The sequence below is a fragment of the Proteobacteria bacterium CG1_02_64_396 genome (assembly GCA_001872725.1).
Classification (GTDB): domain Bacteria; phylum Pseudomonadota; class MNWR01; order CG1-02-64-396; family CG1-02-64-396; genus CG1-02-64-396.
In genome coordinates this window covers 1-22,052 of sequence record MNWR01000058.1, presented here as the reverse complement: position 1 = coordinate 22,052, position 22,052 = coordinate 1, and the positions used below count along the sequence as shown (strand labels likewise).

At 60.7% G+C, this 22,052-nt stretch carries 21 protein-coding genes; 13 read left to right on the top strand and 8 right to left on the bottom strand.

What is annotated here, in order from left to right:
* The first annotated feature begins 15 nt into the window (after positions 1-15).
* Positions 16-243 (top strand): hypothetical protein, encoded by a 228-nt coding sequence (locus tag AUJ55_07050; GenBank protein ID OIO57301.1) that lies wholly within the window; start codon positions 16-18, stop codon positions 241-243.
* Here the strand turns inward: AUJ55_07050 and AUJ55_07045 are convergent.
* The 3 genes from AUJ55_07045 to AUJ55_07035 all read right to left on the bottom strand — a co-directional run bounded on the left by AUJ55_07045 (position 240) and on the right by AUJ55_07035 (position 7,749).
* Complete coding sequence (locus AUJ55_07045; protein OIO57300.1) at positions 240-1,115, bottom strand: hypothetical protein; 876 nt, start codon at positions 1,113-1,115, stop codon at positions 240-242. The genes AUJ55_07050 and AUJ55_07045 overlap by 4 nt on opposite strands.
* A gap of 932 nt (positions 1,116-2,047) precedes the next feature.
* A complete protein-coding gene (locus tag AUJ55_07040; protein OIO57299.1) occupies positions 2,048-7,333 on the bottom strand; it encodes a hypothetical protein in 5,286 nt (1,761 codons plus the stop codon).
* A gap of 68 nt (positions 7,334-7,401) precedes the next feature.
* On the bottom strand, positions 7,402-7,749 hold the full coding sequence (locus AUJ55_07035; protein OIO57298.1) for a hypothetical protein: 348 nt from the start codon (positions 7,747-7,749) through the stop codon (positions 7,402-7,404).
* 365 nt (positions 7,750-8,114) lie between these two features.
* Between AUJ55_07035 and AUJ55_07030 the strand changes: the two genes are divergently transcribed.
* The 4 genes from AUJ55_07030 to AUJ55_07015 are packed head-to-tail and all read left to right on the top strand — an operon-like array spanning position 8,115 to position 11,186.
* Positions 8,115-8,600 (top strand): hypothetical protein, encoded by a 486-nt coding sequence (locus AUJ55_07030; protein OIO57297.1) that lies wholly within the window; start codon positions 8,115-8,117, stop codon positions 8,598-8,600.
* 12 nt (positions 8,601-8,612) lie between these two features.
* Complete coding sequence (locus AUJ55_07025; protein OIO57296.1) at positions 8,613-9,935, top strand: hypothetical protein; 1,323 nt, start codon at positions 8,613-8,615, stop codon at positions 9,933-9,935.
* Complete coding sequence (locus tag AUJ55_07020) at positions 9,932-10,753, top strand: hypothetical protein (protein OIO57295.1); 822 nt, start codon at positions 9,932-9,934, stop codon at positions 10,751-10,753. Before AUJ55_07025 ends, AUJ55_07020 begins: the two co-directional genes overlap by 4 nt.
* The gene (locus AUJ55_07015) at positions 10,743-11,186 is read left to right on the top strand and encodes a hypothetical protein (protein ID OIO57294.1); all 444 of its coding nucleotides are present in this window, start codon (positions 10,743-10,745) and stop codon (positions 11,184-11,186) included. Before AUJ55_07020 ends, AUJ55_07015 begins: the two co-directional genes overlap by 11 nt.
* 56 nt (positions 11,187-11,242) lie before the next feature.
* Here the strand turns inward: AUJ55_07015 and AUJ55_07010 are convergent, their stop codons facing one another.
* Positions 11,243-12,496, bottom strand: a complete 1,254-nt coding sequence (locus AUJ55_07010) for a tyrosine--tRNA ligase (protein ID OIO57302.1) — start codon at positions 12,494-12,496, stop codon at positions 11,243-11,245.
* A gap of 45 nt (positions 12,497-12,541) precedes the next feature.
* Between AUJ55_07010 and AUJ55_07005 the strand changes: the two genes are divergently transcribed.
* From AUJ55_07005 to AUJ55_06995, 3 genes are read left to right on the top strand one after another with little or no spacing between them, the layout of a single operon-like run.
* The gene (locus tag AUJ55_07005; protein ID OIO57293.1) at positions 12,542-13,717 is read left to right on the top strand and encodes a hypothetical protein; all 1,176 of its coding nucleotides are present in this window, start codon (positions 12,542-12,544) and stop codon (positions 13,715-13,717) included.
* Entirely contained in the window at positions 13,714-14,850 is a 1,137-nt protein-coding gene (locus AUJ55_07000; GenBank protein ID OIO57292.1) for a hypothetical protein, read from the top strand. The genes AUJ55_07005 and AUJ55_07000 overlap by 4 nt, the downstream gene beginning before the upstream one ends.
* 35 nt (positions 14,851-14,885) lie before the next feature.
* The gene (locus AUJ55_06995; protein ID OIO57291.1) at positions 14,886-15,113 is read left to right on the top strand and encodes a hypothetical protein; all 228 of its coding nucleotides are present in this window, start codon (positions 14,886-14,888) and stop codon (positions 15,111-15,113) included.
* A 3-nt stretch (positions 15,114-15,116) separates the two neighbouring features.
* Here AUJ55_06995 and AUJ55_06990 read toward each other — a convergent pair whose 3' ends face one another.
* Positions 15,117-15,320, bottom strand: coding sequence for a sulfurtransferase (locus tag AUJ55_06990; protein ID OIO57290.1), 204 nt, complete (start codon positions 15,318-15,320; stop codon positions 15,117-15,119).
* Between the two features lie 157 nt (positions 15,321-15,477).
* Here AUJ55_06990 and AUJ55_06985 point away from each other — a divergent pair, with 157 nt between their 5' ends.
* Positions 15,478-16,350: a hypothetical protein gene (locus tag AUJ55_06985; protein OIO57289.1), complete on the top strand. Its 873-nt coding sequence runs from the start codon at positions 15,478-15,480 to the stop codon at positions 16,348-16,350.
* 286 nt (positions 16,351-16,636) lie between these two features.
* Here the strand turns inward: AUJ55_06985 and AUJ55_06980 are convergent, their stop codons facing one another.
* From AUJ55_06980 to AUJ55_06970, 3 genes are all read right to left on the bottom strand, one after another.
* Positions 16,637-17,146, bottom strand: coding sequence for a hypothetical protein (locus AUJ55_06980; protein OIO57288.1), 510 nt, complete (start codon positions 17,144-17,146; stop codon positions 16,637-16,639).
* Positions 17,147-17,240: 94 nt separating this feature from the next.
* Positions 17,241-17,648, bottom strand: coding sequence for a hypothetical protein (locus AUJ55_06975; GenBank protein OIO57287.1), 408 nt, complete (start codon positions 17,646-17,648; stop codon positions 17,241-17,243).
* Positions 17,649-17,816: 168 nt separating this feature from the next.
* Positions 17,817-18,251, bottom strand: a complete 435-nt coding sequence (locus tag AUJ55_06970; GenBank protein OIO57286.1) for a hypothetical protein — start codon at positions 18,249-18,251, stop codon at positions 17,817-17,819.
* 169 nt (positions 18,252-18,420) lie between these two features.
* Here AUJ55_06970 and AUJ55_06965 point away from each other — a divergent pair, with 169 nt between their 5' ends.
* The 4 genes from AUJ55_06965 to AUJ55_06950 all read left to right on the top strand — a co-directional run bounded on the left by AUJ55_06965 (position 18,421) and on the right by AUJ55_06950 (position 21,827).
* Complete coding sequence (locus AUJ55_06965) at positions 18,421-19,860, top strand: hypothetical protein (protein OIO57285.1); 1,440 nt, start codon at positions 18,421-18,423, stop codon at positions 19,858-19,860.
* Between the two features lies 1 nt (position 19,861).
* Positions 19,862-20,581 carry a hypothetical protein gene (locus AUJ55_06960; protein OIO57284.1) on the top strand — a complete coding sequence of 240 codons (720 nt, stop codon included), beginning with the start codon at positions 19,862-19,864 and terminating at the stop codon, positions 20,579-20,581.
* A 41-nt stretch (positions 20,582-20,622) separates the two neighbouring features.
* On the top strand, positions 20,623-21,225 hold the full coding sequence (locus tag AUJ55_06955; GenBank protein OIO57283.1) for a hypothetical protein: 603 nt from the start codon (positions 20,623-20,625) through the stop codon (positions 21,223-21,225).
* Between the two features lie 263 nt (positions 21,226-21,488).
* Positions 21,489-21,827, top strand: a complete 339-nt coding sequence (locus AUJ55_06950) for a hypothetical protein (GenBank protein ID OIO57282.1) — start codon at positions 21,489-21,491, stop codon at positions 21,825-21,827.
* Positions 21,828-22,052 lie beyond the last annotated feature (225 nt).

The window sequence follows — 22,052 nt, the reverse complement described above, 5'->3', positions numbered from 1 at the left end:
CAGATTCTCATCAGCATGGACGGACGGGGCCGGGCGCTGGACAACGTCTTCATCGAACGTTTGTGGCGCACGGTGAAGTACGAAGAGATCTACCTGTACGACCATGCCGATGGGGTGGCGCTGCACCAGGGGCTCGACCGCTACTTCCGGTTTTACAACACCGAGCGCCCCCACAGTGCCCTCGGCGGCAAGACCCCAGAACAGGTCCATCAAACCCACGGCGGAACCACCCACCGCCACTAACCGTTTACAAATTTTCGCCCCCAAACTGTCCAAGGAGTGGGGTCCACCCCATTCATTGCGCCTGGCCGAATCGTCCCTCTCTTGCCAAACCGCATTAAGTTATACGTCATGCTGCTCACCCCGGCGATCATCGCTCCCCGTTCAAAAGATTGCCCGTACATTCGGGCAACCATTCCTCCCTTTGCCGCATCCGATGCCACACCGAGCAAGTTATAGGAATCTGCTCCATGGCCAATGGTTGGTAGCATCATCGGTATTGCTGCCATACCAAATCCCTCCCAGAAATTTCCACCATACATGGTATTGGTAATACCGCCCGAGGTTCCAAAAGCCATGGCCGATCCCGCCAAACCAAGGCCACAATTAGCAACCATTTCTCCTGCCCCAAATGCAAAGCTTCCCGCAATGGCGCCCAAACACGCCCCCTGAACTCCTCCTGTAATCCCGCCCATAATGGCCCCTGCCAGAATAGGTCCGCAGTAATAGGTAAGCGCCGCCTGGGCCACCACCATTAGGACAGGTTTTGCTTTTTTCCAGGCACTACTAAGCCAGCTTGGGGCGTGCCAATTGGGCCAATGCCCCGACGGATCTGTATAAGCCAGGGGATTGTTGAGCACATACGAATAACGGTTGTACGCCTGCAAATTGCCTGGATTGGGCACGACGGTATCGGCCTGCAAGAACCTGCCCAGGGCTGGATCGTACATCCTGGCGTTCATGTTGATCAGGCCAACGTCGGGCTCCATTTCGTGGCCGGTGAAACCCCGGCTGAGCAAGGCGCTGGGGGTGGTGGGGGCGCCGAAGGGGTCGAAGTCCAGGTGCTCCAGCACCTGCCCTTGGGTGTCGGTTGGGTTTGCCTGGTAGGAGGCCACCCCGTGGCCGAACCGGGGTAGGGCTCTGTTTAGGGGGCGGATCCGGAGCGTGCCCTCGGTGCGGCGGGGGTATTACGGGGGGCCAAAATGTTGGGGGGTGGCCCTTGGCGGGGATCCTATTCGATCAGACGGCAGTTTTTGATGACGGGAAGGGATTCGTCGCGGGAAGGGCCGCAATAGCAACCGCTCTTGGAGCGGTCTCTTCCCCTAATCGGCTACCATTTTGTATGTGGAACAAGGCCGTTTATAAAGTGAAAGCTTTGGACTAATTCTTCAAAAGAGCCGATTTTAGTTGCGAAAGAATCCTCTGGGGCTTGGTACCAGAGTAATATTACCTGATGTGGAGCCATTAACCATGTCGGTGCATTATACCCGTCGCGAATTATTACCCACTGATTCCGCGATTTCTTGATACCTTCGATGCGATTTGAGCACGGATCATGCCATTGCCCATTTTCTGTGAATTCCATTAAAGCCGTTGGCCTATTGTCGATCATGCCAAATGAAACTTCATCCACATGTTGCCCGAGAGTAATGTTATGATCTATTGGTCTCCATTGTCCTAGTATTTTTAGGATCAGTCCGCGCATAAATTCAGGCCCATTGATGGAATCTTCATTATGGTACACTTCTGACAAACGATAAATATATATCTTTGCTTCGTCTGGGCACGAAAACATTTTTATATCGCTGGCAGCAATAGATCCGTCATTATAGAAAGCGTCAGCCTTAGTTGACACAATAAATCCATTTGGGAGTGCGAATCCATACTCATTACCCACGTTTATATTTCCATCAGATGTAGTCACTGTGGGCGTGTAATGAGAACATCCTGCCACAAAAACAAGTGTCATTACCACAACAAATATATTCATGATCATCGCCTCGTTAAAGCCACTCTTTGCTGATCGCTATAAGTTCTATGTGCGACTTTAAAAGCTCCATTGGTGGGTTATCTTAAATCCACCACCATTTTCGATAATGTAATCACGTGTTTTTTTGATTGAAACGGCACCGGAAACCGTTGAGATCACAAAAACCGTGGCACCTGTACTGCTTACAAGAGAGTAGGCAGCCGGTTCCAGAAACTGGTTCCCAATAGACTGGGATATAATGGACAAGGAGTTCCTGACGGTTCCTTGTCTGGCCATATTTTTTGCCGCATCAAACAGGCTATTTTCTACTCGCTGCGATATTTCCGAACTTGTTAGATCGCCAAGAGTATTTTTACCCGCCGCAAGTTCGCCCTTTGCCCAACCCGAAGCGGCTCCAAGGATCCCCCCAGCAACAGCACCGATTAACATTCCTTGCCCCACAGAGGTCCAATTTCCTGCTCCCCCAGCATAACCAGCAACACCACCACTGCCTGCGCCAATCATTGCTCCGTTAGCCGCGCCGCCCCAAATCCCCTCCCCTAATTGGGCCTCCAATAGTCCTCCTGCATATGTGGAGGCTGCGCCAACAAGCCCGCCAACAACCACTCCGGCAAGTACATCTCCACCGTTGACAGCCGCGCTGTAGCCACCTACGACCTCGCCAGCCACGGCGCCCCATAAAATAGGGGCTGCTACTGGGCAAGCAATGGCGGCACAGACAGTGCCCACAATAATGATTCCCGCAAGGACATTTCTTCCTGTACTTGTGGCAAAAAAGTTGGCAGTTGCAGCCACTGGATTTGTCATCCAGTCGGGAAGATGACCCGACGGATCGGTATAAGCCAGGGGGTTATTTCTGACGTAGGTGTAGCGGTTGAAATCCTGCAAATTCCCCGGATTGGGCACGACGGTATCGGCCTGCAAGAACCTGCCCAGGGCTGGATCGTACATCCTGGCGTTCATGTTGATCAGGCCAACGTCGGGCTCCATTTCGTGGCCGGTGAAACCCCGGCTGAGCAAGGCGCTGGGGGTGGTGGGGGCGCCGAAGGGGTCGAAGTCCAGGGTTTCGATGATCTGCCCCGAAGCGTTGGTGATGGTTTCGGGGGAGCCCAAGTGGTCGGTATGGATGTAACGGATCAGCGCCACGCCGCTGCTGCTTTCTACCTGCGCCACCAGCCTGCCTGCCGCGTAAAGGTAGCAGGTCTGTTTGACGATGGTGGTGCCGCCAGGCGGGGTGACGGTGGTTTCTTCGAACAACTTGCCGATGTAGACGGTGCGGCTGTCCAGGGTTTGCCGGGTCAGGCGCTGATGGCCGGTGTCGTAACCGTAGGTGACGGTGGCGCTGGCGGTTTGAATCTGCCAGGGCTGGTTGAACGAGGTGTAGGCAATGGTGCGACCGGCGCCTTGGGTTAGGTTGCCGTTGAGGTCGTAGGTGTAGCTGTTGCCGTTGGCCCAAGTCACCTGGTGGGGGTGGGTCAAATCGTAGACGTACCCACCGGGGCCAGCATCCGACTTGTAGGTCAGGTTGCCGATGGCGTCGTAGCGGTACGAGCGGGTTTGGCTGGGGGTGGTTAGGTTGGCCAGGTCGTAGCGGAGGGCCTCGGTCAAACGGTTGAGTTGGTCGTAGGTGAAGTCCTCATGCCATCCAGCGATGCGGTTTTCCCGGTAGGTCAAGTTGCCCAGAGCATCAACGCCGTAAGCCAGGTCTTGCACATTGGCCATGCCGGGGGCCGATCCGGTGCGGATGGCGGTCAGGGCGCCGGTGTTGGGGTCGAAGGTGCGTCGGGTGGTCAGGCCGTTGCCGAAGTATTCCTGGGTGATCTGCCCCTGGGTATTTACAACGTCGGCCCGCCAGATCAAACCGTTGTTCTTGCCATTGCGCAGCGCTTGCAGGTGGCCATTGGCGGTGTAAACGTGGCGGGTGATGCGGCCATTGGGGTAGGTTAAATTCTGCACCCGGCTGGCGGAATCGTAGGTGGTGGAGACGGTGTAATCCTTGCCCGCCACGGTGGTGGTGACGTCGGTGGTGCGGCCCAGGCCATCGTGGGTGTAGCTGCGGGCAAAACCACCTGGGCCGGTTTCCCTGCTTAGGGCGCCGACCCACAAGGTGTCGTAAATCCAGGTGCTGTCCCCTTCGGCTTCGCTGCGCGATTTCATCCGCCCCAGGTCGTCGTACTCCATGGTGGTTTCATGCCCTGCGTTGTCTTTCTGCCACTGCAACTGCCCCAGGGGGGTGTAGGTGTATTGCCACGTCCCCATGTCGGGGTCGGTCATCTGGGTTTTGCGCCCCAGCAGGTCGTACACCATGGTGGTGGTGTTTCCAGCACCGTCTTGGGTTTGGGTCAGGTTCCCGGCGGCGTCGTAGGTGTAAGTCAGAGTGCCGTTGGCGGAATCGACCACTCGGGTTAATTGGTCGTTGGCGTTGTAAAACTGGGTGGTGGTGTGGCCCAGGGGGGCGGTGGTGACCTCTTTACGTTGGTTGCCGGCCAGGGTGAGGTAGTCCTTGCGGCTGACGTTGCCATCGGGGGTGGTGATGGCGATTTGTCGCCCAAGAATGTCGTAGGTGTAGGTGGTGCGAGGGGCGGCATTGCCATTGATGCCGGAACCATAGGGCTGAGTGACGTATTCGACCCGCCCCAGGGTGTTGTAGCGGGTGTACTGCCAGAGGTAGCCGTTGGTGTAGGCCGGTTGACACTTCAGACGGCTGCGCCCGTAGGAATCGAAATACTCGGTGTGGCTGCCACTACCGGTTTCGCTGCGCACCACCCGCAAGCGCCAGTAGTCGGTGCCGTTGCGGGCATCCAGGCGATAGGCGATGTTGGTGGCGGTGCCGTCGGGGCGGGTTTCTTTAATCACCCGGCCAAAACCGTCCAAATCCCACCCGGTTGAAAGTCCGTTGGGGCCAGTCAACAGGGTACGCACCCCAAAACGGGGGTCGTATTCGTAGGTTTCGGTGTGGCCCAGGCTATTGGTGGCGGTTTGTTGGAAAAGAGCGTTGGCGTAGGTGAAGTCGGTCCGGGTCAGGGGCAGGCGGTTGGCATCTTGGGTTTCGAGGCGGGTCAGGTTGCCTTGGGGGTCGTATGAGAACACCTGGTGCCGGACGAAAGCGGTGTTGGGATCGGCAATCTCGCGCACAAGCTGGCCGAATGGGTTGTACACGAAGTTCTTGCCACGGGTATGAGCGGAACCGTCGGGGGCGGTGACGGTGGTGGAGGTGGTATGCAGCCGGTGCAAAAACCAGGTGGTGCCCCGAGGGTAATAGGTGTTGGTGGTGACCGAAGTCGATCCCCCGGCGATTAGCTGGGTGCTGGTGAGCAAATTGCCAAGGTTGTCGTAGGTTTGGCTTAAAGAGGAGGCGCTGGTTTGCGCCCCTTGTAAATCCCAGGTGGTGGTGGAGGAGGATTCCAGGTAGGGGAGTTGACGTTTGTAGGTGGGGGGTGTAGCGGCGGTGGGGTTGTAGTTCTTGGCCTTCCAAACATTGCCGGTTTGCGAAACCACAGCCCCCGAAGGGGCGGCGACCGTGATGTTTTGGGGCATCCCCACAAACACCACATCCTGAAGGTAGGTGGTGGTGGTGACAAAACCGCTTTGTTCGTCGGTGGCCACCACCTGCTGGAAGCCCCGGAACTCTTTGGTGGCCACGTTGTAGGTGCCGCCGGTGTAGTCGTACCGGGTGGAGCGGTAAGGGGCAGCGATGCTGCCCTGGGTGGCGATGCGCCGGACGGTGTACATCTGTTTGGAGGGGTAATTGGCCACCGTTTGGGCGGTGTAGGCGATGGTGGTGTCGAGCCCCGAATTGAGGTTGCGGACCTTGGTGAGTAACGGGCGCCGCTCCCAGCGGTCGTGCAGGTAGATCCAGACTGGTTGCCCCCACGACTTGATCCAGGCCATGCGTGTGTTGTAGGGGCCGCCAAGGTATCCCATCGTGGTGGCGGCTTTCATTCCAGCGGGAGGGGTGTAGGGGGTCGCGGTGGCCAGGAATGTGTCGCCCGCATTGAGGTAGGCCACGTTGCCCGCGATCCGGTCGGGCAACCCGTCGCCGTTGACATCAGCAAAATTCATGGTGCTTGGATTGGCGGCGGGATCGTTCCAAAGGGTGGGGGTGGATGCGAATGTGCTGCCGTCCCTGCCCCGGTAGGCGGCGATCTTGCCGCTGGGGTCGCGCACCAGCCAATCCATGAACCCATCGCCGTCCAGGTCGATGTAGGCGGCCGGTCGGGCGGTGTCGCCCCGGCTGGGGATCGGCAAGGGGTAGCCGTTGATTTGAAAGGTCGTGGCTTTGGCGGGGAAGTAGATGTGCTCGGTGTTCCCGTCGCCGTCAAAGTCCACGTAGCTGTGAAAGGTGTAGGTGTAGTTGTTGTCCGAGGTGTTGTTGGTGTACGACGTGACCGGTTGGCGCCAATTCTGCGCCAGGCTGTAGAGGTTGTGCCCGGTGTAGTTGAAGTCGGTTTGTTGGGTTTCCCCCGACCCGTCGACCGCATGGCGGGAGACGCTTGTCAGCAAACTGCGGGGATCGTTCGGCGTCTGGCTGTAATGGAAGCGGAAGTCGGCGGCCAACTGCCCCTGGGCGTAGGTTTTAACCGCATCCAGGCGTCCCCCAAGATGACCAGGAACCCAACCCCCGTGCAGCCAGGGATGGTCGTCGCGGGCTTCGTAGGTGAAATCCACCCGATTGGCGTAATTCCCACTGGCGTCGATGGGGCCGTACGCGATTTTGGTCAGCCAATTTCCGTAGGTGTAGTAATACAAAATGGCGTGGCCGTAGGGGTTTTCGATCCGGCTGACCCACCAGGAAAAGGGCTGGGCACTGCCTGTGGGGTAAACGGAGTCCTGGGCTGCATCGGAAGGGGAGGCCGGATCCTTGGGGCCCAGGTAGTAGGTCAACCCGTTGGGGTCGTTCACCACCCAGCCAGTGGCGTTTTTGACGATCTTCAAAAAGGCCGATTCCCGGCTGCACCGGTATTCACCCGGACCTATTTTAATCAACGTTTGGGCTGCCCCGTTCATTACCAGGGTGAATGGGTCGGCATCGGTAAAGGCGGGGGCGCCGTTCTTGGTGCTGCGTTCGATGTGGGGGGTGTTCATATCCCACCCCATCCCCATGCGGCCATTGCTTCCCATCGACGAATAGCTGAATTGCACCGAGGGTTGAAAACCGGTGATGCCGGGGGGCACCGGGATGGCGATGGTTTGGCTGTAAGACCCCACCGGGGCGCTGACGTCGCCCCGGCTGAAGGTTACGTTGGGGCCGCTCAGGGCGAACGCGCTTCCCATGGGAAGGGTTGACATGGCCAAAACAGCGGCGGCTAGGGGGCACAGCCAGCGGCAGCGGCGGAGATTCATCGCGCAACTCCTTATTCATTCCTGGTTCCATAAACGGGTGAGAGGTGATTGGGGGCGGGGTTCTGGGCTTAGGGGGCGTCCCAGGCGGCGCCAGCATCCAAGGCCTGACGCTGCTGGTGTTCGGCCTCGACATCTTGCTGATGACGCCTCTGTCGCTCTTGCTCGTCCTGCTCCCGTTCGTTGTTCCGCTGCCGTTCGGCGGCCTGTTCCTCGTCGTGCTGCTGCTCTTTTCCCTGCCTTTGTTGCTGATTCAAATGCAACCGTTCTTGCTCGCGCTGCTGCCGGTCGTTTTCGTGGTAGGCCTCGTCGAATTCAACCTGCCACGGTGCCGTCATCCCCTCGGCCAGGTCGGGGTCGGCATAAGCAGCGGGAAGCCAGAGCAAACACATCGAAGTCAAAACAAGCAGACGCTTCATGGCGGAACCTCCCAAAGGGGTTACGGAACACGGCGGCAAAGGGGCGGCACAACAACAGGGGGGGCGGTGCATGGGGGGTGGGGCGTGTCGAGGCATCCGGACATCCTTGATTCCAGCGCAGCGGGAAAGCGGTTGAAAACAACCTACTTAGGGACTGACACCACCAGACTACTTTGCCCCCCCCCCCCCGTGTCAAATCCCCACCAGGGGGCGGTTGGTGGCATTGGCCGCATCCGCCCTTCCCAACCCATGAAGGGGGGGCCTAGCATTTGGGGGAAGGGGCACGGTCGCCGCGTGGGCATCCTGCAGGCGTGTTCCCCAACCGGGGCGCCTGCTTTGCGCTGGATCAACCAAGGGGGTCGAACATGAACACAACACTGGTGGTGGTGGCCGATGGAGCCCGCGCCCGTTTTTTAACGATGGCGGCGGCGCAGCAGCCCGAGTACGAGTCGGGGCCAAACCTGGTGGAGGTTGCGGTTCTGGTGAATCCCGAGCAGGAGATGACGGGCGACGAGTTGTTTTCCAACCTTAAAAGCGGTCGCAATCGCTCGGGCAACGGGCAGGCCCACGGCTATGACGATCACCGCGATAGCCACCGCGACGAAACCGAACGGCGCTTTGCCAAAGAGGTGATCGCCACCGCGACCCAAAAGCTGGGGGGCAAGGGGTGCCTGACCCTGGTGGCCGACAAGCGGATGCTCGGATTCCTGCGCGAGGTCGGCAACGGCGGTTTGCATGGCATCGAAGTCCACGAAGTTGCCCGCGATTTGAGTAAACTCCCCGCCACTGAATTGCAGCAGTACCTCGCCGGGGAGGGTCTGATCCCGCCCCGAAAACGCCCCAAATCCTGATTACCGAACCTCATGCCGATCCAAAACCCCGAATACCTCATCGATAAACTGCGCCGCAGCCCCCTGTTCGGGGCGCTCGACGTCGCCGCTTTGCGGCTGATTGTCGACCGGGCCGAGGAGGTCTATTTCAACCTCGGCGAGGTGTTGCTCGAAGAGGAGACCTTTGGGGACGACTTCCACATCCTCATCAAGGGCAAGGTCGACGTCACCCTGATGGTGGGGGGACAGGAGCTGCTCATCGCCGAAATCGAGGCGGTCGATGTGGTGGGAGAGATCGGCGCCCTTTCGCAACAGGCCCGCACCGCCACCGTCAGAGCGGCCAGCGACGTGGTGGTGGCGTTGCGGGTGAGTCGAGGGCTGCTCCACGACGCCGGAAAAATCGACAAACACTTCGAAAAGCGGCTGGAGGAGTACCACGGCAACCGGCTGGTCACCTCGTTTTTGCTGCGCACCCCCCCCTTCGATCAACTGCCCGCCGTGCTCATCACCGACGAGGTGCAGCCCCAAACCCGGGTGCGCCACCTCAAGGCGGGGCAGAGTTTCATCGAAGCCGGAACGGTGGGGGGCGATTTCTACATTCTGCAATCGGGCTACATGAAGGTGGTGCTCGATGGGCAGACGATCTCGTACCTGCGTTCCGGTTCGGTCTTCGGCGAGATGGCGCTGTTTTCCCCCGATCGCCTGCGCACCGTCGATGTCGTCGCCGCCTCGCGCTGCATCGTCATGGAGATGCCCGGTTCGCTTGGGACCGAGCTGGCCCGGCAGCACCCCGGATTCCAGAAGTACATCGACGACCTGGTGGCGCTGCGCAAGAAAAACGCCCAAAGCGGCCCCTGCAGCCTGCCCAGTCATCAGGTCGACGCCCTGGTTTCGAGCGGCATCTTGCAAGCCAGCCGGATCCTGGCCATCGATCTGGACCGCTGCGTTCACTGCGACCACTGCGTCGACGCCTGCGCCGACCGGCACGGGATCTCCCGCTTGGTCCGCTCGGGAAGGCGCATCGGCAGCACCATGATCCCCAGCGCCTGTTGGATCTGCGACGACCCGGTCTGCCTGCTGTGCTCCTACGACGCCATCCGCCGCACCCCGACCGGCGAGGTGCAGGTGCAAGACAACTGTACCGGCTGCACCGGTTGCGCGGTGCGCTGCCCCTACGACGCCATCTTCATGGAAGAACTGCTTGAGTCCGAAGGGGGGCCGGGGCAGGTGGCGGTGAAATGCGACGGCTGTTTCGGGTTCAGCAATGCCGCCTGCGTCATGAATTGCCACGTTGAGGCGATCCGTTGGGTTGAGCCGGAGAGCCATTTCCAAGTCAACCTGGGGACCCGTCTGTGAGTTCCGGACCGCAAAACCGCACCCTCAAGGAACGCCTGGCCACCATGAATCCCTCCCACCGCGGGGGGGTGCTGGGGGCGGTGGCGATGATCTGGATCGCCTGGTGGCTGCTCTTCGGGGTGCTCCCCGAGATGCCCGAAGGGGAGCGGGGGCAGGTGGTCTCGGGGTCGATCCTCACCTTCTTGTTTGCCCTGGGGTTCATCTACCTCTTTCGGCGCAAGATGATGCGCCGCTACACCATCTCCCTATCGACCCACCTGTGGTGGCACATGCTGCTGGGCATCCCCATTGTGGTGCTCTTTGTCGCCCACGGCGGGCTTGCGGTGGGGCTGTCGAGCGGCGGGTTTTTGGTGGGGTTGATGGGGGCGCTGCTGCTGTCGGGGGTGTGGCTGCGGCTCTACAGCGCCTGGGTTCCCTCCCGCATTGCCGCAGCCCAGAAAGAGAACCTGGTCGAACTCGACGCCCTGGATGGACGCATCGCCACCCTGCTTGAAGATTGCAAGGAGCGCCCCTTCGTCCACCTCAAGCGGATCGGCGCCAAGACCCTGCTGCGCCGCCACGACGACGATCTGTTTTGGTTTGGACTTGAGGAACAGGGGGCATTGCTTCAGCCCGAGCAACGGGGGATCTACCACCAGGCCATTGAGATGTTGCGGGAGCGGGCCGAAGTGGAACGGCGGACGGTGTTGCAGGGGGAGTACGACAGCTTGCTCATTGGACTAACCCGGATCCATCGGGCCACGGCGGCGGCGGTGCTCTTCTTAACCCTGTGGCACGCCTTTGCCCACCTGTGGGATTGGGGGCGTTATGCGCATTGACCGATCCCGCCCACCGCGTGGGATCCGTGTCTGGTTAACCCTGGTGGTGGTGATGACCCTGGTGGTCACCGCGATGGCGGCGACCAAACTTTACCGGGTTAGCGGACCGGTATCGGTTGAGCACGAGATCGACACCCTGGCCGGTTACCACCTATTGACCAAAGAGGGGACCTGCCGCACCTGCCACCGCTTTGTCTCGCTGCGCCGCCTGGAGGGGCCGGAGAGCTGCTTGAAATGCCACAATCCGGCCAACATCGGGGCTGCGGCGGGGGGGTATCACGGCGACGCGGCCCATCGCGCCTTGGGGCAAGACAAAATCCGCTGCACCGATTGCCACCGCCCCCACGAGACGCTGCCCCAACGGGCCGCCTTCACCAGCGAGGATCAGGTTTGGGGCCACTGTGTGGCGTGTCATCCCAAGTTTGCCGATTGAGGGGTTTGAGGGGTGGTGGTGGATCGGCGCTGCGCATCCACCATCCCCCCCGACGATTACCCCAGCACCAACCAAAACAGCCGCCGCTTGCCGACCCGCACCAGATGCCGTCCCGCTTCGGGGGGCTCGGCCTTGGGATCGGTCAGGGTTTCATCCCCTAGTTTGACGGCGTTTTGTTTCAACAGCCGCATCGCCTCTGAGGTCGAGGCGCACATTTCGGCAGCGACCAGCAGGCGGGGCCACCCCTCCCAGTCGGCCAGCGCTTGCGGGAACTCGGGGGTATCTTCGGGAACCTCTTTGCGCTGGAACTGGGTTTCGAAGTGGGTGCGCCCCTCTTGGGCTCCCTCGGGGCCATGAAAACGGGCAATCAGCTCCTCGGCCAGCCCCATCTTGGCCGCCATGGGGTGGAGGCTGCCACCCGCAACCTGCTGTTTGAGCGCGGCTATTTCGTCGAGAGAGCGGTCGGAGAGCAGCTCGAAGTAGCGCCACATCAGCTCGTCCGAAATGCTCATCACCTTGCCGAACATCTCGGCGGGCGCCTCGGTCAGGCCGATGTAGTTGCCCAACGATTTGGACATCTTCTGCACCCCGTCGAGCCCCTCAAGGATCGGCAGGGTCATGATGACCTGGGGCTTTTGGCCGTAGTGGCGTTGCAACTCGCGCCCCATGAGCAGATTAAAGCGTTGGTCGGTGCCGCCCAGTTCCACGTCCGATTCCAGGGCGACGCTGTCGTAGCCTTGCAGCAGGGGGTAGAGGAACTCGTGCAGAGCGATGGGGCGGTTGTCGGCGTACCGTTTTGAAAAGTCATCCCGTTCGAGCATACGGGCCACGGTGGTTTTTCCGGCGACGCCGATGAGATCGGCGGCGGAGAGGGAACCAAGCCATTGGGAGTTGAAGACCACCTCGGTCTTGTCGGGATCGAGGATCTTGAAGACCTGCTCTTTGTAAGTGGCCGCGTTGGCGGCGACTTGCTCGGCGGTTAATGGGGGGCGGGTTTCGTTCTTGCCGGTGGGATCGCCGATCCGGGCGGTGAAATCGCCGATCAGAAACTGCACCTTGTGGCCGAAACGCTGAAATTGCCGCAGTTTGTGCAGTAGCACCGTATGACCCAGATGCAGATCGGGGGCGGTGGGATCAAACCCCGCCTTCACCTTGAGGGGGGTGCCCTCTTTGAGTCGGGCGACCAGCTCCTCCTCTAAAAGGATGGCGTCGGTGCCCCGGCGCAGTTCATTGATCTGCTGGGTGATCTCGGCGGGCAGTGCTGCGTTGGAATCGGACAAGGGATACTCCCACTGTGGATCGTTGCTCATCATAAAAAAGCCAGCTTATGGCTGGCCGGTCGCTGGAGTGTACCTATGCCGCACCCTGCAATCACCCCCGAAACGTGGCGGCGTCAGGCCGAAAGCCTGGCGGCCCGCTTCGATGTCATCGCCCAGGCGCTGGCCGATCATCCCGAGCTTGCGGGGGAGGAGGAGACATCCAGCCGACTTTTGATGGACTGGCTGCGCGAGGAGGGGCTCACCGTCGAAACCCCCTGGCCAGTGCCCCACAGTTTTCGGGCGGCCACCGGGGTACCCCACGAGGGGCGAGTGGCGCTGTTGGCCGAATACGACGCTTTGCCGGGGCTGGGGCACGCCTGCGGCCACAACCTGATCGGCACCGCCTCATGTCTGGCAGCGATCCTAGTCCACCGGCTGCGCCCCGATCTGGCCGGTCGCTTCGAGGTGATCGGCACCCCGGCTGAAGAGGCGATCGGGGGCAAGATCGGGCTGATCGAGGCGGGGGCGTTTGCCGGGATCGGGGCCGCCATGCTGGCCCATCCCGCCGGGTGGAACGACCTGCCGACCCAGACCTACGGCATGTCGCCCTGGAAGGTTCGGTTTCGCGGGAGGGCGGCTCATGCCGCCGCCGAGCCATGGGAGGGGCGCAACGCCCTCGACGCCCTGCTCACCCTGTTTCAAGGGGTGGGGCTGATGCGTCAGCAGCTTAAGGATGGGCTGCGCATCCACGGCATCGTGACCCAGGGGGGGGCGGCTCCCAATATTGTCCCGGAGTGGACTGAGGGGTATTTCTATCTGCGCGCCAAAACCCTGCCCGACCTGAGCGACCTGATTGCTCGGTTCCATAACTTGGCCAAGGGGGCGGCTTTGATGCACGGCTGCACGGTCGCCTTCGAACAGCCTTTTGCCACCTACGAGCCGCTGCGGGCCAATGCCACCCTCAACAAGGTGTTCGAGCAGGAATGGCGTGCCACCGGGGTCGATCTACGCGATCTGGGGGCTATGCGCCCAGTCGGTTCCACCGACATGGGCAACGTCAGTCAACGGCTACCCGCGATTCACCCCTCCATCAAAATCGCCCCCGAGGATTTCGCCTGCCATACCTCCCCCTTTGCCGAGGCGGTCCGCACCCCTGGCGCGGTGGCAGCGATGGTCGACGCCGCTGTTGCTTTGGCTCGGACGGCGGTGCGACTGCTCGACGATCCGCAGCTGATGCTGCAGATGTGGCGCGAACACGAGGAGGGGGCATGAGCGGGTCGGTCTATGGGGTCGGTTTGATGAGCGGCACCTCCGCCGACGGCATCGATGCCGCCTTGGTGCGGCTGGAGGGGGAGGGGGCCGAGCTGGTCGCTTTTAACACCGAGCCTTGGCCCTTCGAGGTGGCCGAGCAGATCCTGCGCCTGGCTCAGCCGACCTGGGACGACTTAGAGGTCGGGGGGCGGTTGAACCATCGCATTGCCCAACATTTTGCCGAAGCGGCGCGAAAAGTGGTGCGCAGTGCCGGGCTCAAACCGGAGCAGATCCTCTTCGTCGGTAGTCACGGCCAGACGGTGCGTCATCAACCCCAAGGGCGCGACCGTTTCACCTGGCAGCTTGGTCATCCCAGCATTGTGGCCGCCCTGACCGGGTGGACAACGGTGGGCGATTTCCGTATGGCCGATATGGGGCATGGCGGTCAAGGGGCGCCCTTGATGCCCGCCTTCCATCGGGCGTTGTTCACCGAGCACCCCGGACTGCTTGTGCTCAACCTCGGGGGGATCGCCAACCTCACCTGGCTGGGCAATCCGCTGCTGGGCTGGGATACGGGGCCGGCCAACATGGGCTCCGACCTGATTGTCACCCAGGCGACCCACGGGCGACTGGGGTTTGACGAGGGGGGGGCGATGGCGTTGGAGGGGAGGGTGATTCCCGAGCTGCTGGCCCTTTGGCAAATCCACCCCTTCTTCAAGAAAAAGCCCCCCACCAGCACCGGACGGGAGGCGTTCGGGCAGGCCTGGCTGGAATCGTGGTGGCCCCAATTCGGTGATCGACCCATGGTCGACCTGCTGGCCACCTACGTCGATTGGGTCGCTTGGAGTGTGGCCAAAGGGATCGGTTTTCTTCCCGAGCCACCGACCGGCCTTTGCGTGGTGGGGGGAGGGCGGCACAACAGGGCCTTGGTCGAGGCGATTGAGACTCGGACCGGATTGCATCGGGTCGAGGCGCCGCTGGATAGCGACGCCATCGAGGCGGCGGGGTTTGCCTGGTTGGGGTGGCGTAGTTTGCGGGGTCTAGCGGGCAACGCTCCCTCAGTCACCGGAGCGCGGCAGGCGATCCCTTTGGGGTTGATTGCGCCGGGAGCCAACTGGCCGCAGCTGGCTCGGCACATTGCTGGGGTGGTGTGAAGCCGGTGGGGGCAGAGGTGTTGGGACGCCGAGGAATGCTGGAGCTCGACCTGTTATTTGAAAACTTGCGGGCGGGTTGGGGCGACTTCAGCGTCGAGGAGCAGGGTCATGTGACCCTTCTGGCGACCTGCGAGGATGCCGATCTGCTGCATTGGTGGCTGGGGATGGCGCAGCCGCAGCGGGCCGATCTTCAGGTTGCGGTGGCCTGGTTACGGGCAAAAAACCGCCCCGGTTTAGAGGCCGAGGCGGTTTTGGTGCCGTGATCGTCAGCAGCTGGCGTTGCCCTCTTTTAAACCCGCCTTTTTAAGGATGTTCACCAGCGGACAGAAGCCGGTGAAGGCACTTTGCAGCAAATTGGCACCGACAAAGGCAGTGAACCACAGCCAGCGAGGATCATGGAACTGCGACAGAGCCAGGGAGATCAGGACGAAGGTACCGGCGAAGGCACGGACTGCGTTGTTGATGGTCATGAAAAGCTCCGGGTGGGCGGGAAAGGATCGAAAGCAATCTATATATTAGAATATCATTATATATAGAATATTCAAGCAAGGCGGCTTCGGCTGCGCGATGGGACTTGAAAGCCGAACCATGTAGGCACGTTCGAACTTCCTGGATTGGGGTTGCGACATGAGCATGGGCATGGTGGGAATGTGGCGGGCGCGTTTGGTCGAGGTGCTGACCCAGTGGTCGGGATTGTCGGAGGATCCGCAGGTCTGGCTCGATGATCCCGAACAGTTGCACGAGTGGCGCATCGGATACCGACGTCTGCAAACCCTGTTGTACTGGGGTCCCGAGGCGTGGAGGGCTGAATTGCGCCACCGGCTTGGCAGTTCCGGCCTTAAAACTTGTATGAAGCGATCCTCACCACTGCGCGATCTGCAAGTGGCCATTCCCCGCATCGCTGCGTGGCAGCCCCTGGCACCGCTTGATCTCTCCCCGGTATCGCAGGGACTCAGGCAGCAACTAGAAATCGGCATGGCCCAGTGGGTTGCGCAGTGGCACGTCGTGCGACCGGAACAAGGTCTCCGGGTCTGGTGCGAAACCCTGCCGCTAGGGGTGGTCCCCATCGACGAACAGGTGGTGCGGGCGGCGTTTGCCGTTGCGTGGCAGCGCTGGCAACGGCAGATCGCCAAAATTGTGGGTAGGCAGCGCGACATCTCGGGACCGGCGATCCATCAGGTACGGATCAAGGGCAAACGGGTGCGCTATCTCGGAGAGTGGTGGCGGGCTCATCTTACCGGGTGGGAAAAACGGCAGCTTAAACTTGAAAAACGGTTCCACCGCGAGGAGGGGCAGCGGCAGGACTTGCGGGCGTTGGCGGCGTTAATGGAGGGGGTGAGACAGAGCCCGACCGGCGGGAAGGGGCAACGTTTGGCTCCCCTGATTTTGGCAAGACAGCGTCAGGGGGCCTGTTGGATTCACGGGTATTGCATCGGTCGATTGGAGGGATTGAACGTGGTGGTGGAGTCGGCCATCGAGGCGATTCAACAGGCCCGATAGCTATTGGGGAAGCGTTGATTGATTCAGCGTTTCTTTAGGGAAACGCTGATGAAAGGATCCTGCCTTTAATCAGCACGCTACGCAAAAAACGTCGTTTTTTCTTCGCTTGCAAAATCAGTCACTTACGTTCCTGATTTTGGCGGCCCATCCCTGGGCCGCTCGGAAGCGCGAATAAATCGGCGCTTCCTTAGGGAAACGCTGAATCAAGGCCCCTGCCTTTTTCAGCAGGGCTTCGGCTACGACCGCGCTATTTTGGCGGCCATCCCTGGGCCGCTCGGAAGCGCCATTAAATCAGCGCTTCCTTAGTGGGTTTGCCTTTGAGCCGCTTGAGTGCCCTACGAGCCAACACGAATCCGGAGTGGTCGGCCAGTGATTGGCGGTAGGCGTCACGGGCTTGCTCCGGGAGGCCCGAGTCTTCGAAGGCCCGTCCCAAATAGTAATGGACCAAATGCGGGGTGGGCTGGAAGAAGGCATCCCGGGCTTTGATTAAAAACCCAACCGCCTCCTGCGGTTGGCCGGTGTCGATCAGGTGGACGGCGATTTCGAGGTAGGCGGGGCCGAAAGCGGGATCAAGCAGCACGGCGCGATGGGCCAATGCCATGGCGCGGTCGTGATCCTGGCGCTGACGCCACATCAAACTTAACAGCAGGTAGCCTTGGGGTAGGGGGTGACGGTCGAGGCTTTCGTAAACCAGCCGTTCACATTCCCCCCAATCCTCGCGGTTGAGGGCCTCAATGGCAGCCTCCAACAGCCGTTTGGCATGGGGCCACGCATCGTGATCGCCGGGCTTACCCATACACCCCTACCCCCATAAACAAAACGACCCGCCAAAAGGCGGGCCGTCTCGCGAAACCACAAAAAACCGGCACATTGCCGGTTTTTTTATTGGATCAATCGTGCAATTTGCTCAAGAAATCGACGACTTCGTTGATTTCCGCATCATCCTTAAATCCGTTGAAACCCATCTTGGTGGTGGCGCCGGCGTTGCCAGTCAGAACCTTGATCGCCTCTTTGGGGCCACCCTTTTCCTTGTTTAGCCACAGGTGCAGATTCTCAGCGGTCCAGCTCCAGCCGCCGCCCTGAATGGTCGAAGGGGCATTGAATAGGCCGTACAACTCGGGACCAACCTTCGTGCCTGCACCTTTGTCGAAGTTGTGGCAGGCCATGCACTTCTTCGCTTGTTTGGGGATCTCGACATCGCCTGCACCGGTGGCCACGGTTTTGCCGGCGTTCGCGGGAGCCACAATGGCGACGCTCATGGCCAGGGCCCCGGCCCAAGCAATCAACGAATGACGCATGCTCTTTCCTCCTCTCGCAACAGGTAAGCTGCTTATTTTTTGGGTTTGTTCGTCAGTTTCCGGTAAGCCGGATTCAAATCAGGGAGCGCGCATCAAAACACAAAGCCCACGGAAGCGTCAACCGCTGCCGTGGGCTTTGTGTTTTCTACTTAGGTGTTCGGTTTGCGGTCAGAGTTTCTTGAGGAAGTTGATCACCTCTTGCACCTCAGCCTCGGAGTTTAGGCCGGGGAAACTCATTTTGGTTTTTGCCAGGGGATTGCCGCTGAAGGTTTGAATGGCTTTTTTGGCACCGCCGGTGGTTTTACTGATCCATTGGGTCAGGTGGGCCTCATCCCAATTCCAGCCACCTTTTTTCAGGTCGTCGCCGTAGCTGAACCCCTCAAACGTACCTGCAGGTCGACCAAAGGCGCCGTTGAGCTGGGGGCCGGCAAACACTGGCTTCCAGGGGGTGGTGCCGACCAGATGGCAGGTCATGCACTTCTTGATGGACTCGGGAACGGTCAGGGTCTCGCCCTTGGTGGTGGTGATGCTATCGGGGATCCCGCCTGCCAGGGCGGAGCCGGCCACGAGGGCCAAACCAATCGAGGCAATCAAGCGCTTCATTGTTAATCCTCCTGTCGAGGGGGTTGGGGGACGTGGGACAGCAAAGCTGGTAGGCGGTTCAATTCTTCGAAACTAGACTTCGCGCCGCACGGGATGACAAATGAACCTTTAGTAATTTAGAGTATAAGCAATATCTAATCAAGCGAATTCTTATATTCGCGGAGGCTGAGTGCTGTTGCGGCAGTCCATCCCTTTGAAAATGGTCTATTTACTGGCCCTGAGCACCGCCCAGTTTATTGCTGGGACGGGTTTACTTTGGGCAATTCCAGCACCATCGGACCGCAGTGAATGCGCTCTGTGTCATCAGGAGATGCTTCCCGAAAAGGGGGAGGTGGATGGTCCTGCCGCGTGGGAGGACTCGGTCCATGCCCAGGTGGGGATCGGCTGCATCGACTGCCACCGCGAGCAAGGACGGGCGGGGTTGCCCGATCCGTTGCCGGAGCCGGTGCAAGGGGACTCCGGTCAGGCCCACGACCTCATCATCACCCAGGCGCCGGATCAACGGGCGCGCTTGTCCGGGCGTTGCTCGGCCTGCCACGATGAACAAGCCGAGACGGTCGGGCACAGTGTGCACGGCGCTTGGGCCAAGGAGCATCGACCCTCCGTGGCCCCGTTGTGCATCGATTGCCACGCCTCCCATCGCCTGCCCGGCGTGGCCGAGGAGGCCCCCCGTCGCGACCGGGCCTTGTGGTTGCGTCACCCTGCTGATGGTGCCATGGGGCTGTGCATTGGCTGCCATGCCGAACGGGGGCGCAGTTATTTAGAGGGTCTGCACGGTCGCCTTCATATGACAGGGGTGCCTGGAACGCCGGTATGCCTCGACTGCCATAGCGCCCACGCCCCCCCCCGCAGCGATATCGCCTCGACGGTTCACCCCCAGCGGGTCGGGGAGCTGTGCGTTCAATGTCATGCCGAGGGTCGCCCCAAGGCCGAACAGGAGGCGATGACCGCCCATTTAATCCATGCGGGTTCGGCGGCGGGGGCGGCGGCCCATCGCCAGGACGAGGTTCGTGGTGGGGGCGATCCGGTACGTTGGATCGTCGTGGGCTACGCTGTCTTTGGTACGGTGTTGCTGCTGTATTTGATTCTTCTCAATGTCTTGGCAACTTACCGTTGCCGCAAGGAGCATCAAGACAACGGCCCCAAAAACCATCTGTGGTGGTGGTTGCTTCTCCCTTTGCTGTTCTTGCCCGAGCCTGTCCAGGCCCACGACGGCCCTTGGATCGACCTCGATACCCCCTGCATCGATTGCCATTTGCATCGCAAAGAGCAGGGGCAGTTGCTGCGTGAACGGATGGCCGACTCTCTTGCGGCGGCCCATCGCCCGATTGAGGGGGGGGTCACCTGCGCCAGTTGCCATGGGCAGGATCAGACCACACCGGCGCCGGATGTCATGAATCGGGCCGCCTGCCTGCAATGCCACCAAGAGGAGCAGATCGCCACGGTGCAGGGTATGGGGTTCCACGGAGAACCCCGCCACCGGGGGGGGGACTTCCGTTGCACCGACTGCCATATGGCGCATGAGCCGGGACGCTCCCAGAACCGTTTCGTCCAGGAAAAGCGCACCTTCGCACGCTGCCTAGCTTGTCATCCCAAATTGGGGGACTGAAGTGCCCGCTCACACCCTTTCTCTCTCTGAGGGTTATCCCCGCTTTAGTGTGTTCTGGCGGATTCAGCATCTACTCTGGGCGCTGAGTTTTCTGGTCTTGCAGGTGACTGGCTTCGCGCTTTGGTTTTCGGGCGCCGCTTGGGCCGACGCGGTCACGGCGTTGTGTGGCGGGGGCGAGGGGCGGATGTTGGTCCACCGCATGGCGGCGGGGGTGTTTATTGCGGTAGCGGTGGTCCATGTGGCTGCTTTTGGCTGGAACCCCAAACGCTGGCGGGGGATTTGGCTGTTTAAAGAGGATTGGTTGGACATGGGGCGCTACCTGCGCTACCTGCTCGGCCACCGTCCCAGTCCCCCACCCATGGGACGCTACACCTGCTACCAAAAGATCGAGTATTGGGAGACCGTGCTGGGGGGGACGATCATGATCTCCACCGGCCTGATCATGGGGCCGGGTCTGGAGTGGGCGCTGGCGCAGTTGCCACCCCGCACGTTGCTGTATGCCCAGGTGTTTCATCTAGCCGAGGCGGCGCTGGGGCTGGCGGTGGTGGTGGTGTGGCACCTCTACCGCACGGTGTTGCGGCCCAAGGTTTTCCCCATGGATTGGAGCTGGCTGACCGGCCGCATCGATGGCGAAACCCTGGCCTACGACCACGCCCGTTATTGGGCCCAATTGCAGGCCGAAAAGTCTCAGGAGGGGGATCGCACCGCCAAGCCGGAGTAGGATCGCCCCTTCCCGTTGCCCGAAGCCTTTTCGGAGTCCCCATGTTCGACCTGATCGCCCCCTCCTTGCTCGATACCGCGCTGGAAGCGTGGCATTCCTATTCATCCCCCTGCGCCTTGCCGGTACTGGCCACCGCGTTGATTTGGGCGCTGGCCGCCTTGACCCCCTCGGGGATGGGGCGTTGGTGGGGGGCGGTGGTGCTGCCGTTGGGATTTGCACTGGGTTTTGTGTTGGCCGCTTGGCAACCCGGTTTCGTGTATGGCCTGGGGTCGGCCTGGGGGCTCGGTTTGGCGGCGGCAGTGGTTGGCGTGGGTGTTTGGGGGGTGATGGATCGACTGCGCGGCGCTTGGAGTGGACTCGGCGGCTTGGTCGGGCTGTCGGCGGGCTGGTTTTGGTCCCCCTGCATTGGGGGCGACCTGGGGCGCTGGTTGATGCTGACCAAAATGCAGGGACTGTCGGTCGACGTGTTGCCGGGACTGCTGATTTACCCCCTGGCATCGTTGGTGCCGCTTCTGGCGCTGGGGGGGGCGGCGGCCCTTTGGGGCGCCAAGGCCAGTGGCAACGCGACCCTGTTGGGACGACTGGGCGGGGTGGGGCTGATTTTGCTGGGTCTTGCGATGGGGCTGGGGCGGTTCAACGGGTAACGCCCAAAAAAGGGACTCTTGGCAATCGCTCCTGCGTGGCGCTATCTCCTGCATCCATTGAGTCGCCGCAAAGCCGCGAAGGGCGAGAAGAAAAGCAAAGCCCTGAAATTGTTGTTCCCTGGCCTACTTGGAATGCAGCGCCATATGTTGGTTTTTTCATAGGGATTGCCATGGAAGTGTCCGTCATCAAGCGAACATGGGTGGTTGGGGCTGCAACGCTCGGAGCATTGGCACTCGTCGTTGCATTGGTGACGTGGTGCCTGTTGAAGGAGGGATGTGCGAATGAGCTGCTGAACACCTACCGTTCCCCGAATGGGGCGTTCAAGGTGGTGGTGTTCGCAAGGAACTGTGGCGCCACCTCCGGTTTTTCAACCCAGGCAGCCGTGCTTGATGGCGATCAGGATTGGGGCAACGAAAGCGGTAACCTTTGGATCGCCGACGGCAACCATGGCGCGGCGCCGAGCGGACCGGGGGGCGGCCCCGAAGTCAGGGTGCGTTGGTTGTCCGGGCAGGTGCTTGAATTGAGTCATCACCCCAAGGCGCGGATTTTTAAAGCCGAGGCGGATTGGGGCGGCGTTCATATTGTCTACAACGCCTTTTGATGCCTGAGAGACTATTTTTCATGGGACCGGTGGGATAACCAAAAGCGTCTCACGCGAAGCACGCGAGAGACGCGAAGATCCCCCGATATTTTCTGGAATGCTTCATTTCTTGAGTGCTTGAGCCTGCTAGGAGTCTGTCGGACTTGAGATCGTCCTACTCGGCAATTGCTCCTGCATTGCTCTACCTCCTGCATCCATGCAGTCGTGCGCCGGCGGGTAATCGGT